Origin of the sequence: Pseudomonas putida (assembly GCF_001941965.1) — a bacterium.
In the GTDB taxonomy this organism is placed as follows: domain Bacteria; phylum Pseudomonadota; class Gammaproteobacteria; order Pseudomonadales; family Pseudomonadaceae; genus Aquipseudomonas; species Aquipseudomonas putida_L.
In genome coordinates this window covers 35,564-49,814 of record NZ_MKZO01000047.1, presented here as the reverse complement: position 1 = coordinate 49,814, position 14,251 = coordinate 35,564, and the positions used below count along the sequence as shown (strand labels likewise).

General features: G+C 56.4%; 16 protein-coding genes. 7 read left to right on the top strand and 9 right to left on the bottom strand.

Annotated features, from left to right (window positions below):
• Nucleotides 1–34 precede the first annotated feature (34 nt).
• The 7 genes from PSEMO_RS23600 (at nucleotide 35) to PSEMO_RS23570 (ending at nucleotide 7,403) form a co-directional block, all read left to right on the top strand.
• Nucleotides 35–550: a sigma-70 family RNA polymerase sigma factor gene (locus tag PSEMO_RS23600; RefSeq protein ID WP_075805358.1), complete on the top strand. Its 516-nt coding sequence runs from the start codon at nucleotides 35–37 to the stop codon at nucleotides 548–550.
• Entirely contained in the window at nucleotides 547–1,515 is a 969-nt protein-coding gene (locus tag PSEMO_RS23595; RefSeq protein ID WP_075805357.1) for a FecR domain-containing protein, read from the top strand. The genes PSEMO_RS23600 and PSEMO_RS23595 overlap by 4 nt, the downstream gene beginning before the upstream one ends.
• Nucleotides 1,516–1,618: 103 nt before the next feature.
• Complete coding sequence (locus PSEMO_RS23590) at nucleotides 1,619–4,123, top strand: TonB-dependent siderophore receptor (RefSeq protein WP_075805356.1); 2,505 nt, start codon at nucleotides 1,619–1,621, stop codon at nucleotides 4,121–4,123.
• Nucleotides 4,124–4,378: 255 nt separating this feature from the next.
• Complete coding sequence (locus PSEMO_RS23585) at nucleotides 4,379–5,002, top strand: glutathione S-transferase family protein (protein WP_075805355.1); 624 nt, start codon at nucleotides 4,379–4,381, stop codon at nucleotides 5,000–5,002.
• Between the two features lie 3 nt (nucleotides 5,003–5,005).
• Nucleotides 5,006–5,530, top strand: coding sequence for an AAA family ATPase (locus PSEMO_RS23580; RefSeq protein WP_075805354.1), 525 nt, complete (start codon nucleotides 5,006–5,008; stop codon nucleotides 5,528–5,530).
• A 343-nt stretch (nucleotides 5,531–5,873) separates the two neighbouring features.
• Nucleotides 5,874–6,116, top strand: coding sequence for a hypothetical protein (locus tag PSEMO_RS23575; protein ID WP_075805353.1), 243 nt, complete (start codon nucleotides 5,874–5,876; stop codon nucleotides 6,114–6,116).
• Nucleotides 6,117–6,383: 267 nt separating this feature from the next.
• The gene (locus PSEMO_RS23570; protein ID WP_256721200.1) at nucleotides 6,384–7,403 is read left to right on the top strand and encodes an alpha/beta fold hydrolase; all 1,020 of its coding nucleotides are present in this window, start codon (nucleotides 6,384–6,386) and stop codon (nucleotides 7,401–7,403) included.
• Nucleotides 7,404–7,587: 184 nt separating this feature from the next.
• Here PSEMO_RS23570 and PSEMO_RS23565 read toward each other — a convergent pair whose 3' ends face one another.
• The 9 genes from PSEMO_RS23565 to PSEMO_RS23530 all read right to left on the bottom strand — a co-directional run bounded on the left by PSEMO_RS23565 (nucleotide 7,588) and on the right by PSEMO_RS23530 (nucleotide 13,920).
• A complete protein-coding gene (locus PSEMO_RS23565; RefSeq protein WP_075805352.1) occupies nucleotides 7,588–8,067 on the bottom strand; it encodes a pentapeptide repeat-containing protein in 480 nt (159 codons plus the stop codon).
• 136 nt (nucleotides 8,068–8,203) lie between these two features.
• On the bottom strand, nucleotides 8,204–8,902 hold the full coding sequence (locus PSEMO_RS23560; protein ID WP_075805351.1) for a transposase: 699 nt from the start codon (nucleotides 8,900–8,902) through the stop codon (nucleotides 8,204–8,206).
• Between the two features lie 405 nt (nucleotides 8,903–9,307).
• A complete protein-coding gene (locus tag PSEMO_RS33690) occupies nucleotides 9,308–9,877 on the bottom strand; it encodes a DUF596 domain-containing protein (RefSeq protein WP_218641254.1) in 570 nt (189 codons plus the stop codon).
• A complete protein-coding gene (locus tag PSEMO_RS23545; protein ID WP_305955606.1) occupies nucleotides 9,878–10,660 on the bottom strand; it encodes a hypothetical protein in 783 nt (260 codons plus the stop codon).
• A gap of 200 nt (nucleotides 10,661–10,860) precedes the next feature.
• A complete protein-coding gene (locus PSEMO_RS33890) occupies nucleotides 10,861–11,688 on the bottom strand; it encodes a hypothetical protein (protein ID WP_256721181.1) in 828 nt (275 codons plus the stop codon).
• A gap of 20 nt (nucleotides 11,689–11,708) precedes the next feature.
• Nucleotides 11,709–11,909, bottom strand: a complete 201-nt coding sequence (locus tag PSEMO_RS33135; RefSeq protein ID WP_144443617.1) for a hypothetical protein — start codon at nucleotides 11,907–11,909, stop codon at nucleotides 11,709–11,711.
• 202 nt (nucleotides 11,910–12,111) lie between these two features.
• Nucleotides 12,112–12,579: a hypothetical protein gene (locus PSEMO_RS33130; RefSeq protein ID WP_144443616.1), complete on the bottom strand. Its 468-nt coding sequence runs from the start codon at nucleotides 12,577–12,579 to the stop codon at nucleotides 12,112–12,114.
• Nucleotides 12,580–12,801: 222 nt separating this feature from the next.
• Nucleotides 12,802–13,200: a hypothetical protein gene (locus PSEMO_RS23535; protein WP_075805349.1), complete on the bottom strand. Its 399-nt coding sequence runs from the start codon at nucleotides 13,198–13,200 to the stop codon at nucleotides 12,802–12,804.
• Between the two features lie 357 nt (nucleotides 13,201–13,557).
• Nucleotides 13,558–13,920, bottom strand: a complete 363-nt coding sequence (locus PSEMO_RS23530; RefSeq protein WP_075805348.1) for a hypothetical protein — start codon at nucleotides 13,918–13,920, stop codon at nucleotides 13,558–13,560.
• Nucleotides 13,921–14,251: the final 331 nt, after the last annotated feature.

Here is a 14,251-nt window from a genome sequence, read left to right as displayed (position 1 = left end):
AATTGCAACAAATTCTCATTAGCGACTCCTTCCCATGTCCGCCGACGATTTCGCCCTGCGCTCCGCCGTCCACGATCTCTACAGCAGCCACAGCGGCTGGCTACGCGGCTGGTTGCGCAAGCGCCTGGACAACCACAGTGATGCCGCCGACCTGGTCCAGGACACCTTCGTCCGGGTGATCAAGGCCCGCCAGGCCACGGAAATTCGGCAGCCCCGGCAATACCTGAGTACCGTGGCCAAGGGCCTGGTGATCGATCTGTTCCGGCGTCGCGCGCTGGAACACAGCTACCTCGAAGCCCTCGCCGTCCTGCCCGAAGACGCCTGGCCCTCCCAGGAAACCCAGGCCATCGTCCTCGAGACTCTGATGGAGATCGACCGCATGCTCGACAGCCTCGGCGACAAGGTGCGCCAGACCTTCATCCTGTCGCAGTTCGAAGGCTTGAGTTATCCGAAGATCGCCGAGCGCCAGGGCATCTCCCTGCGCACGGTGAACAACCATATGGCCAAGGCCATCGAACACTGCTGCCTGATCCGCATGGGGTTGCTGTGAGTACCGTCCGCCCGGCCCTGAACCCTGCCGAACGCGAGGCCCTGCACAGCGCGGCGCAATGGTATGCGCGGCTGTCGTCGGGGATCGAGAGCGAATCCGACCGCCTTGGCTGGCAGCGCTGGCACAACGCTGATCCGCTGCACCGCCAGGCTTGGCAGCAGGTCGAGTCGGTGCGGCAGATGGTCGAAGGCGTCCCGGGCACTGTCGCCGCTTCGGCGCTGAATCATTCCCGGGCGTCACGGCGCCGGGTGCTGCGCCAACTGCTGGTGCTGGCCGGGGTCGGCGCGGTGGGCTGGAGCGGCTGGGACAGCCAGTGGCGCTCGGCGTTGATGGCCAGCCATCACACCGGCGTGGGCGAGCAGCGCCGCGTGGCCCTGGCCGATGGCAGCCAGGTGCTGCTGGACAGTCAGTCCGCCGTGGATGTGCGCTTCGACGCCGAGCGCCGCCTGCTGCGCCTGCTTAGTGGCCGGGTGTTGGTGGAGACGGCGGTCGATGGCCTGGCCCGGCCGTTCCTGGTGGACACCGCGCAAGGCCGGATCCGTGCGCTGGGCACCCGCTTCACAGTGCAGACCGAGGCGCAGTTCTGCGAGGTGGCGGTCCTGGAAAAAGCCGTGGAAGTCCGCCCCGCCGCCAGTGATCAGGTACTGCGGATCGAAGCCGGGCAGCAATTGCGCTTCGACCGCGCCCGCCTCGGCGCCCCCTGGCAGAGCGATTCCAGCGTGGCCTCCTGGCGCACCGGCAGCCTGATCGCCATCCAGCGCCCCCTCGGCGAACTGCTCGAAGAACTGTCGCGCTATCGCCACGGCTGGCTGCGCTGCGATCCGGCCATCGCTGGCCTGAAGATCTCCGGCGCCTTCCCCCTGGACGACACCGACCGCGCCCTCGCCGCCCTGGAAAGCGGCTTCGGCCTGCGCATCGTGCGGCGCACCGACTACTGGGTCAGCGTATTGCCGGCGCACGCATAAGCCGCGAAAAAATACTTCGATTCCCGTTGCACTGTTTGCCCACCCTGCTCGGCCAATCCTCAGTAGATGCCGTTTTGCACGGTTTCATTTGGGGAGGAACACCATGAAGTACCCGCACGCACGCCTGCTGACACCGGTGGCCGTGGCCATTCGCCTGGGCTTTTGCACACTCGGCGTGCTTAGCCTGCCTGGCCTGGCCCAGACTGCCGAAGCCGGCGCAATGCAGTCGTATCACGTCCCGACGGGCAGCCTGACGGCGGCCCTCAGCACCTTCGCCTCGGCATCGGGCACTGCCCTGTCGTTCGATGCGGCGTTGCTCCAGGGGCGCCAGTCCGGCGGACTCGACGGCACCTACAGCGTCGACCAGGGCTTCGCCATCCTCCTGCAAGGCAGCGGCCTGCAAGCGGTACCGCAAAGCAACGGCAGCTATGCCCTGCGGCCTTTGCTCAACGAGCAGGGCTCGATGGAACTGGGCGCCACCACCATCAGCAGCCAGCGTCTTGACCCCACCAGCGAAGACACCAACGCCTACGCCGCCCAGGCAGTGACCATCGGCAAGGGCGTGCATACCCTGCGCGAAACCCCGCAGGCCGTCACCGTGCTGACCCGCAGGTACATGGACGACCAGAACATCAACACCGTCGACCAGGCCATGGAGAAAACCCCGGGCATCGTCGCCTACGAATCACCCATGGGCGGCAAGTACTTCTATTCCCGTGGTTTCATGATGCAGGGCCAATACCAGTACGACGGCGTGCCGCTGGATGTAGGCGGCGAGTACGTGCAGGCCAACAGCTTCTCCGGCGACATGGCCTTCTACGATCGCGTCGAGGTGCTCAAGGGCGCCGCCGGCATGCTGAAGGGCTCCGGCAGCTCGGCCGGCGGGGTCAATTTCGTGCGCAAGCGCGGCCAGGCCAGCCCCTCCACCAGCCTGAGCCTGTCGGCCGGGTCGTGGGACAATTATCGTGGCCAGGTGGACAGCGGCGGCCCGCTCAACGAATCGGGCACCCTGCGCGGGCGGGCCGTGGTCGCGGTGCAGGATCGCCAGTACTTCTACGATGTCGCCAAACGCAACGACCAGATTCTCTACGGCGCCCTGGACTACGACATCACCCCCGACACCACCGTCGGCCTGGGCATCGCCTACGAGCGCCTGGACGCCACCCCGTGCTGGCACGGCCTGCCCCGCTACAGCAACGGCAAGAGCCTCGACCTCAGCCGCTCTACCTGCCTCGGCGCCTCGTGGAACAACTGGGAGAGCGAGCGCACCACGCTGTTCGCCGACCTGGCGCACCGGCTGAACGAAGACTGGACATTCAAGTTCGCCGGCGTCTGGACCCACAACGACCAGGACATCAAGTACGCCCTCTCGGAAACCCCGGGCGGCGTCACCCCGGGCGCGACTGCGGCGCCGTCCTCCGTCTATTCCGGGGTGTTCGACTACGACCAAAGCGACTATGGCTTCGATGCGTACCTGGACGGCAAGTTCGAGGCCTTCGGCCTGCGCCACGAACTGGTCGTCGGCGCCAACGCCAGCCGTGCCACCACCCACGACCACTGGGCGCTGATCAACATGAGCGGCCTGCCCGGTGTCTCGCAGGATCCGTTCAATCCCAACCCGCACCTGCCTGAGCCGGCGGACGCCTACTATCCGCCCAACTCCTACCGCGGCGGGCCGCTGCCCACGGAGTCGGACACCCGGCAGTTCGGCACCTACGCCACCTTGCGCCTGAAACTGGCTGAACCGCTGACCTTCGTCCTCGGCTCGCGGGTGAGCTGGTACCGCAACAGCCGCGACTCCTATACCCAGGCCTGGGACTACTGGCAGCATGACCGCAGCCAGGAAAACGGCCAGGTCACGCCTTTTGCCGCGCTGGTCTACGACCTGGACGATAACTGGTCGGTCTACACCAGCTACGCCGATATCTTCCAGCCGCAGAGCACCTACACCGACGAATCCGGCAGTCCGCTGCAGCCCAAGACTGGCGCCAGCTACGAGATCGGCATCAAGGGCGAGTTGCTGGACGGTCGCGTCAATACCGCCTTCAACCTGTTCCGCACGGTCGAGGAGCATCGCGCCGAAGCCAACTACGACAGCACCTGCATCGGTTCCTCGGACGGCTACTGCTACACCGACGTGGGCAAGGTCCGGGCGCAGGGCTTCGAAGCGGAAGTCAGCGGCGAGGTCCTTGACCGCCTGCAACTGCTGGCAGGCTACACCTACACCCAGACCCGCTACCTGGACAGCGCCAACAGCAACCCCCAGGAGCCGACCTTCTCGACCACCTACTTCCCCCGCCACCTGTTCAGGGCCTGGAGCGACTATCAGTTGGCCGGGGAGCTGGAGCGCTGGAGCCTTGGCGCCGGGGTCACCGCACAGAGCGATGTTTCGGTACACAACGCGAGGCCGGCAGTGACCTCGGTCCAGGCCGGCTACGCCATCTGGAGCGGCCGGGTCGCCTACCGGATCGACGAGCACTGGACCGTGGCGCTCAACGGCAACAACCTGTTCGACAAGAAGTACTACCAAAGCGTGGGTGCAGTGTCGTGGGGCAACTTCTACGGTGAACCGCGCAACTTCATGGTCAGCCTCAAGGGCACGTTCTGATCATCCGCGCGAACGCTGCGACGTACTCTTGCCAGGGCCACGCCTTTACCGGCGTGTCGCCCTTGGGAGCGATGGCCTGGAGGCCGACACGTGCCCTGTGGGAGCTGGCTTGCCAGCGATTGCGGCGGTGAGCTCACCATAGCTATCGCTGGCAAGCCAGCTCCCACAGGGTTTTGCGTCTACTTCGACAACGCATCTTGACCATTATCAGTCCGCTGTGGAGGATGCACACCTCGCCACCCAAGGACGGAAAAGATGCTTCGGATACTCGGCAAAGCCACCTCCATCAACGTGCGCAAGGTCCTCTGGACCTGCGCCGAGATCGGCCTCCCCTTCGAGCGCGAAGACTGGGGTTCGGGCTTCCGGCCCCTCGACACCCCGGAGTACCTCGCCCTCAACCCCAACGCCATGATCCCGGTGATCCAGGACGGCGACTTCACCCTGTGGGAATCCAACAGCATCATCCGCTACCTGGCGACGCGCTACGGCGAGGCGGCGCTGTATCCGCTCGAGGCGAAAGCCCGGGCCCGGGTCGATCAGTGGATCGACTGGCAGGCCTCCGACCTGAACCGCTCCTGGAGCTATACCTTCATGTCGCTGGTGCGCCAGTCGCCACTGCATCAGTCACCCGAAGCGCTCGCCGCCGGGCAGGCGGAGTGGTCGCGGTACATGGGCATTCTCGACCAGCAACTTGCCCGGACCGGCGCCTTCGTCGCCGGGGAGCAGTTCACCCTGGCCGACATTCCGCTGGGGCTGTCGGTCAATCGCTGGTTCGGCACGCCGTTCGAGCGTCCGCATCTGCCGGCGGTGAGCGAGTACTACGAGCGCTTGAGCCAGCGGCAGGGGTATCTGCTGCATGGCCGTAACGGGACGCCTTGAGCCATGCAACGTATCGTGATCCTCGGCAACGCCGGCAGCGGCAAGTCGACCCTCGCCCGTGAACTGGGCAGGCGCTTCGGGCTGCCGGTGGTGCACCTCGACAAACTTTTCTGGCAGCCCGGCTGGGTCGAGCCTGACGCCGAACAATTCCGCGAGCGGGTGCGTGAGGCGGTGGCCGGTGAGCGCTGGGTGTGCGAGGGCAACTATGCCCGGCGCACCTTCGATCTGCGTCTGCCGCGCGCCGACCTGGTGATCTGGCTGGATACACCGCGCCTGACCTGTGCGCTGCGGGTGATCAGGCGCAGCGCCTTCCAGCGCTCGCGGCCGGACCTGGCCGAGGGTTGTCATGAGCAGTTCGACCGGGCATTTCTCGAGTTTCTCAAATACGTGTGGGGGTTTGACGGGGAGTATCGCCAGGGGCTGGAGGCGGTGAGGATGGCGGTTGCGCCGCAGGTCCCGGTGGTGCATTTGCGTGGGGCCGGGGAGATTCGACAGTTCATCGAGGGGTTGGCCGTGGTGCCTGCTTGACGCTCGGCAACGTTGCCAAATGATGTTGCATTTGAGGGTAAAACTTCCCAGATTTCCGACTTTCTTGTAGGCAATTTCCCAAGCATACTCCCCAGCCCTGCCAACGGGTTGCGTCTTATGGAAACGGTGCCTAGGCTGCGTCCGTCGTTGCGAAAATCGACGACACGGATTAGCAGTCCGTCGAGATATAGGCGCACCAGTAACCTTCAATGGCGGCTGTGCGTGTGGGCACCTTCGGGTGCGCCGGATTCCTATATCTCCGGTCTGCTAACCCGCGTACAGTCGCCACCCTTCGTTTAGCAGCGACGTGTGGTGAATTCCTGAACTGATATAGGGTTACACCATGAAAAAACTCGTCCCTGATCCGCCTCCCGTCCTCTGCGTCGGCCCCGGCCTCTATCACGCCGAAGCCATCGCCCGAGCTGCCGAGCACCTCAACAAAGCCATCCACGGCGCAGGCGCATTGCCTGATCGACCTACTCCCCGTAATGAAGCGGAACTGAGCAATATCCTGCTGGAAATGAGGATTGCCAAAGCGTTGCTGGGCGTGGCGTTGTCGGCCTCACCGGTGACGGTGGAGGTGTAGAACAAACCTGTGGGTCCGGATATCCAGGCACGCCACCGCGCCTCCTGCCACTGCGGCGCGGTCTGCCTGGAACTGCTCGCTGTGCCGGCGGCGGGCTGCGGTGAAGGTGGCCAGGAATCCTGGACCAGCGCCTCCTGCATCAGACCGAGGTTTCTACAGAACTGTTAATGCCGCTTTAATCCCGGCAATGCCGAGTGGTCACCCCCCCTCGGAAAACAGGAAGCAAGCCCCGTGAAACGCACACTACACGCTGCACTCCTTGCCGGTCTGCTGGGTTGCGGCCTGCAATACGCGACCGCCGCCAACGTCTATGGCCCGCAACTGGAGGGCTTTGCCTACCCTTATCCCCTGAAGCACCTGAACTTCACCTCGCAGGGCAAGGACCTGCAAATGGGCTACCTGGATGTACCCGCGCAAAAGCCTGAATCGACCGTGGGCACTGTCGTGTTGCTGCACGGCAAGAACTTCTGCGCGGCCACCTGGGAAGACACCATCAAAGGGCTTAGCCAGGCCGGTTACCGGGTGATCGCCCCGGACCAGATCGGCTTCTGCTCGTCGAGCAAACCCGAGAACTACCAGTACAGCTTCCAGCAACTGGCGCACAACACCCACGCACTGCTGAAGCACCTGGGCATCGACAAGGCCAGCATCGTCGGCCACTCCACCGGTGGCATGCTGGCGACCCGCTACGCGCTTATGTACCCCTCTGAAACGTCCCGGCTGGTGATGGTCAACCCGATCGGCCTCGAAGACTGGAAGGCCATGGGCGTGCCGTACCGCACGGTCGATCAATGGTTCGAGCGTGAGCTGAAGGTGACGGCGGAAGGCATCAAGGCCTACGAACAAAAGACCTATTACGATGGCCGCTGGAAGCCGGAATACGACAAATGGGTGGAGATGCTGGCAGGGCTCAATGCCGGGCCTGGGCGCCAGGCAGTGGCGTGGAACTCGGCGCTTATCTACGACATGATCTTCACCCAGCCGGTGGTGTATGAGTTTCCGAAACTCCAGGTGCCTACCTTGCTGATGATCGGCCAGACGGATACAACGGCCATTGGTAGCGATATCGCACCGGCTGAAGTGAAGACGAAGATCGGTAAGTACCCCGAGTTGGGCAAAGCCACGCAGAAGGCGATACCTGGGGCGGAGCTGATCGAGTTTGCGAAGTTGGGACATGCTCCGCAGATGGAGGAGCCGGGGAAGTTCAGGCGCTGGTGGCGTGGTTGGCGAAGTGATGGCAGCGCCAGGGAAGGCCTTCAAACCCAGGTGCTGATGAACCTGGAGTGACCGCCGCGGCAGGCGGCATATATGAAATTCTGGCGACTGACCAGTTCTTTCAGTTATCCTTTGGATAAAGGGGACGGATAAAGGGGACAGATTTATTTTCTAACATAGCCCGCCCGCTTAACTGGCAGCCGAGAAAATAAATCTGTCCCCTTTTCCTGTCCCCTTTTCCTGAGAGAAACTAAAATCAGACTTTGATCGCACCAAACACTACAGGATCGAAACCTTCAGGCCACACTGTCCACTCGTCATATATAGCACCAGAAAAGCAAGCACCTTCTATCCTTTTAACTTCAAAATTAACGTCGCACAAATTAGCCCTTACAAAACTAGCGCCAAAAACATCCGCATTTTTCAGACCAGACGACGAAAGATCTTCCCCGGTAAAGTCAGCCCCAATTGCTATAGCCTCTGAAAGATCCGCCCCCTTTATCTGTACGCAAACTAATGTCGCATTCATAAGAGCAGCACCATGCATTACAGCCCTATTCAATACAGAGTAATTAAAAGACGCATTTCTCAGATTCGCCCCTGTAAAGTCAGCCCCCGAAACATCAAAATTTTCAAAAATTGCACGATGAAGCTCCAACCCACTAAATATTGAATTAACGAGACTATCCAAAGACAAATCCAAGGTCTCACCTGTCTCAAAGTAGATAGTTATCATCTATTCCTCCAGTCTATCGGATCAATTTTTACATCTGATACAGGTTTGGTCTGTCCAGCTTTGCTAGGTGACAAGACTCCTGGAAAAAAGGAAAAAAGGGGACTGGAAAAAAGGGGACGGAAAAAAGGGGACAGATTTATTTAATACTCGAACGTGACCTACCTTGCCCACGCCACTCTACTCGAGCACCACATATTCTTTCAACCTCATCAACAAAACGAGTTGCCCCTGTCAACTGACCTCGCTGCAAGGCCATTCTGATGTGATCCAACTCTCCCGATGGGGTAGCTTGTCTGACAAAGGATATATATCGGCCCACTATTTCTTCAGGTGTTTCGCCCAACGACTCAAAATATGGGGCAATGTCCAGCCAGTCAGAGCCCGCCTGCGAGCTGATTCGAGCTCGATAGCTCGACCAGGGGTAATCTTCTGGCTGAAGAACCATAAATGCTCGCACTGGGTTCAACTCGATGTACCGGCAGCACGCTAGCAGATAGGTTTCTGATTGTACGACACTAGATTTATAACGGCTCTCCCATAACGTCCCGGAGCGCCCCTCCAGTTTGTTGCGGTAGCGGGTAGTACGTCCGGCCAGCGCTTTCATCAACTGCCCAAGACTGGCTACTACGGTCCCTGGCTGCACCAATAAATGCACATGATTTGTCATGAGGCAGTACGCGTAAACTTTTATACCAAATGCGTCCTTAAGCTCACGTAGGTCGTTAATGTAACGCTGATAGTCCTGCGGTGCTGCAAAAACGATTTGTCGATTGTGACCACGTTGAACAACATGGTGGGGATAATTCGGCAGCACTACTCGTCCAATTCTCGGCATAGCAACCTCACTCCGTTGAGGCGTTTCAGTTTAGTAGCCTGATCTGGAATAGCCGCAGCGCGTGACCGTAGCAAAGTAAGACATTTTATGTTCCCCTCGACTCCCCCAGAGAAAATAAATCTGTCCCCTTTTCCGCTGTCCCCTTTTCCGCTTTTCCGTCCCCTTTTCCGGTCGTTCAAGATCTCGTCAGCTATTTTTTGACCTTGGGCGTTGATTTCAGAAGGACTTCCTTTAACGCTAGGAAACGCACTGCCTTCACGACTACCGTGTTTTTGGAGTGCTCGACCAGCCAATGATAGTTGTCCTGATTTATCGGCCGGATCAAGTAGCTTTCCTGCATTCGACAAATCATCAACGTTTTTTCCAGCGAGCGCACTACCTTTTGCACCAACCTGAACTTAGGAACTACGTCCAAAACTCTTTACCATCGGAGTCTATCCATCCAACCCCAGCAGGGGCCTCTGTGACAAACCAAAGTCCGAAGCCATCAAGATCATCTTCACCGGGCTCTTCAGGCCATGCTTCCTTGAGCAGGTCTAGCTGATCATGGATAGAACCAAAAAGGCGAAGGCCATCATGCGCAAGTCTTATGTTCCCCTCCAACATCAAACGCTCCATCAGAGAGAAGAACAGATTGACTCGGTGCGCGTAATCAACAGACGAACCAAGAAGCTCAACCGTCATATGCTGCCATATAACGCCCATTGAGAGCCCAAATGCGCTTCGCAACACCGACTTATAGAGTCCTTCAATCACTTGAACTTGATCTCCACCATTCGAAAAGGGGACCGAAAAGGGGACAGATTTATTTTCCACTCTTTTCCGTCCCCTTTTTCCTATCTGTTTGAAGGTCACCGGTGAATCAGCAAAATTTACTACGATACTCTGGAAAGAAGGGACGGATTTATTTTCTACTCGATTCCATTCGTCTAGCCGAGAGAAATAAATCCGCCCCCTTTTTGGTGTTGCGCCCACTCAACTCTTCAATGCTGGCAAAGACAGCACTTCATCATACTGCGGCCAGTCTTCCCTAGCGCGTTTGAGTACCCCTTGCATCAACTCGTCCAACTCAGGCACGGGCTGCTCGGGTGGCAGTTGGTCAAAGGGCGCGGCCAGCAGCGGATGATCAATTTTCTGCGGATTAGCTAAACCTTCCCACTGACGCAGGCGCAGGATATAGAGAATTTCCACCGGCACGCGCTCCAAGTGCCAGTCCTGATTGAAGTCGTAGGAATTCTTCTGGCTCTCTTTGCCGGTTTGCCAAGTGTGGCGGTCACAAGCGGCCAACAGGCAGGGCATCAGGTCGTCGGGGCTGGGAGTGCGCCACTTGGCCAACAAGGCTTCGTAGATGGGTTCGTCGTAAGCATAAGCAGGCCATTGATGCGAAACATCGCCTACCCAATCGGCAAACACACGCAGCATAAAGGCTTGGGCGCGGCGGTGTTGCTCCTCGTACTCAATTACTAATTGATGCCCACGGTTGAGAGCCGCATGAGTGAGATAGCCCTGATGGATGACGACATCCTTCCAGCCTAGGATCGCCATGGTGCCCATCATATTGGTGGCGGTATGGATGCTGTAGTTTTGGCGGCGTCGATCATTACCTGTCGCTTTGGCAATAATGTCAAACTGGCCCGCCCAGAAGAATAACTGCCAAATTCCTACTTGGTAATAGCGCAGCCAATGTGCCAATTCCAGAAGCCATTGCGGATTATCTGGTGCGGTTGCCAATACTTTGTGAGCTCGTGTGACGGCCATCCATTCGGAGCTACTACGCGTAACGTTATCACTATTCGGTACAGGCATTGATGGCTTCGCAAATGCATCGCCGCGCTCAACATATTCACGGATGCCATTCAACTCGTATTCATCTGGGACGTGTGGCCCCTTGGCTATGCGCCCCAGCACACTTTTGTAGGAGGGCCATTTCGGGTTCACGCCCGAGCGCCCGCACTGAATTACTTCTTGATCCATGGTTCCACCTTAAATTCTGCTACACCTGTTTTACCGGGGCCGGGAACACCGACTTTGACTGTTACACCTTGAACCCTGGCTTTTCCTGAATCCAACGCCGCTTGCAAAGCATCGCGTAAAGCAGGATCAGAGTCGGCAATTGATCTATTGCTCAGCCACCCCTCCAACCGCGTCCTCGGGTCCCCATGCGGCATACCGGCCTTACTCACGCCGTTCACCGAAGACTTCGCATCCATCACCACCACGGTAATCGTATCGCCATTGATCGCCACCGCGCAGCCATCGCAGCCGTGGTTGCTACTGTTTTGCAGAGGTTTGAAGTTGAGGCCGGTTTTCTCGTTAAGGGTTTGCAGGGCCAGTTGCTCGCCCAACACCCCGTCATTTACAAGCGAACCGGTCTTCCAATTGGGAAGGTGCGACAGAGGGATACTTTCAAATGTCTGCCCAAACAGGTCTTCAATCCGGCTGAGCTTCGGTGGGCTGATTACATCAGGGGGCCCCTGCTCAGGTTTGGGAGCTTCCGCTGTCGTTTTTTCACCTGCAAAGCTTCCATCGTTAGCCGCTGGCTTACCATCCCCTACTACCTTCGTCTCACCAGACGGTGAACCTGTCACAGGCCCTTTCGCCCCTGCCCCCTTCCCGTCAGTGACAACATCCAGGCTTTTCGTCGTCTTGGTTTCCAGCGCAGCAACACGCACACCAATCTCTTGACTGTCCTTGATAGCCATCTGACCCAAGGCTTTGCTCGATACCTCAACCCCCGTTTTTGCCAGACTCAGCCCCGCTTTGGCTGCCCCGCCTACAGCGGTCAAGACGCCTCCGACCGTGTATATCAACGCACCCAGATCACGTCCCAACTGGACGGCATGATTAAAAAGGGGACAGATTTATTTTCCACTCCACGCCATTCACTCGCAGAGAAAAATAAATCTGTCCCCTTTTCCTGTCTGTCCCCTTTTCCTGTCCCCTTTTCCTCGTCCCCTTTTCCTCCTTTTCCTCTGCGAGAAATGGCTAGAATGTGCCAGAGCTTCATCCATAGGCTCTATCGCAATTTTCTTCATCCGAAACCAAGACTTACAGTAATAAACAGGCAAACCCACCAATACACTCTCCTGAAAAATTGAAAAGTGAAAAGTGAAAAGGGGACGGATTTATTTTCTATTCGATGCCATTCGTCTAGCCGAGAAAAATACCCCCCCTTTCCCGTTGCCCCCTTTCCCGAAGAACTCTACAGTTCATTGGCTAGAGATATTCAACTCTAAGAGTTTTTTACGAACATACTCAGTTAACCCTAACAAGTCCTCAAAGGCGATAGAGCCAAACTCAGGCTCATACTCGGCAAGATAGCCTTCTGAAGAGAGCCCTAAAGATTGGGCTTTAGCCTCTACCTCCTTAACATATGCAGGCTCAACTACCCAATTCATGCCAGAGGACGCATAACGCTCACAACCTATCAACGCCCAAGAAATCAACCCACTATATGAGCCGATCAAATCATTCAAAATAGAGACAATATATTCACTTTCCTTTTCGAATCGAAAAGCTATATACGGAGGAAATCTCGAACGGTCTTCTCTTTCAAAATGATCATCCACCCAGACCTCTGGATTACGCTGCCCATACTTTCTCCACTCAAGCGCATTCAAGTCATGAAGAATATTAAGCAGCTCACCTTCTGAATCTACAATTCTAGTCACACTCATTATTTCAATCCCTTCAACTTATCAGAGATGGCAAAAAGGGGGACAGATTTATTTTCTACTTGATGCCATTCACCTAACCGCGAAAAATAAATCTGTCTCCTTTTCCGTCTCCTTTTCCTCCTTTTCCTGTCTCCTTTTCCTTGGCCCCCTTTTCCTTGCTTTTCCTTGATTCGTCTAGCCGAGAAGAAATAAATCTGCCCCCCTTTTCCTAAGTACACCCCCTCAACTAGAACGGATAATTTTTGAGTAACGCTCTTCTAATCTTTCAGCAGACCTTAGAACACTGCCCCTATCATCAGGAAAGAAAGCAGAGTAAACATCAGCTGCCACTTTCATCAGAGAAACATAGTCAGCCACTGGGATACTTGAAGTTTCCTGCTCGCCCAAAAAGAAACTGACCTCACTGAAATTTTCTGGATCATCCCAGTCCTGATCTAGAGAGTAAAAAAACCCTTCACCCACAGAGAAGCCAACTCCTTGCGAAGCATCATATATAAACGCTGGAAAATTACCCCTTCCCCTCAGCATAGCAGCCTCTATCAACCCGTAAAGATCTTCATAATCCAAACCAGTTTTATCAAATGAGTCTTTGAGTCTCTCAAGCCAAGCCAAGCCAGCCATCATTTTATCCTCGGAGGCATTGTGATAAAGGCGTTTGTCATCTCTCCAGTCTTGCCATTACGTGTTACCTGCAAGTGATAACCATCAACTTTAATATTCATGGAAATGAGACAGATTTATTTTCTACTCAATGGCATTCGTCGTACCGAGAAAATATATCGATCCTATTTTTCCTTTACCCCGTCAAAAACGTCAATTTAACCCAAATAAAGCTTGCCTGAGAGCACATTGCTTCTCTATGGTTGAAGCATCAGCAAAAAAGGGGACAGATTTATTTTCCACTCCACACTATTCACTCGCAGAGAAAATAAATCTGTCCCCTTTTCCCCGCTATTAAAATCCGCCCCCTTTTTCGGTCTACCCACTTTCTCGGCCACCTTTTCCCAGCCCCCTGTCCCCTCTAGCCGCCCTAAATGGATCAAACAACACACACTTATTCATGGACTTTGCCTTATGTATAAAACTCAGCATTGACCTGACCACCTCAGAGATTAACGGATTAACCTGTTCAGCTGCAGACAGCTCACTTACAAGTGACTCGACTTGCAAACCAGAAAACATATCGTAGCCATCAAAACTCAAGCTGGAAAGGACTGGAAATCTCTCCACATCCAACTGAAAGAAAAACTTCGCCACACGCAAAGGAATCTCAAACTTATCAATACATCCATCCTCTCCGACGGAAGCAAGCTCTTTATCCCAAATCATCAAAAAATACATATTCAGAACGTCTTCCCAGGAAATGTGTTGACCAAATTCCCTTTTGAGCCAGTAATCACTGTCATGAAATTTGTCGATTGACCTCCGGCTTTGGCATCAATACCAATAGGCCGCCCCACATCAACTGTTCTAACAAAATTACCCATCGTTGGTGATTGGTAAGGACCAAAAAGGAGACGACCAAAAAGGAGACAGATTTATTTTATACTCGATGCCATTCGCCTAGCCGATAAAAATAAATCTGTCCCCTTTTCCAGTCCCCTTTTCCACTTTTCCATATTGTTGTCCGCAGGGGCTGGGGTGAACGGTTGAGGGCCGCTTAGGCGGCCTT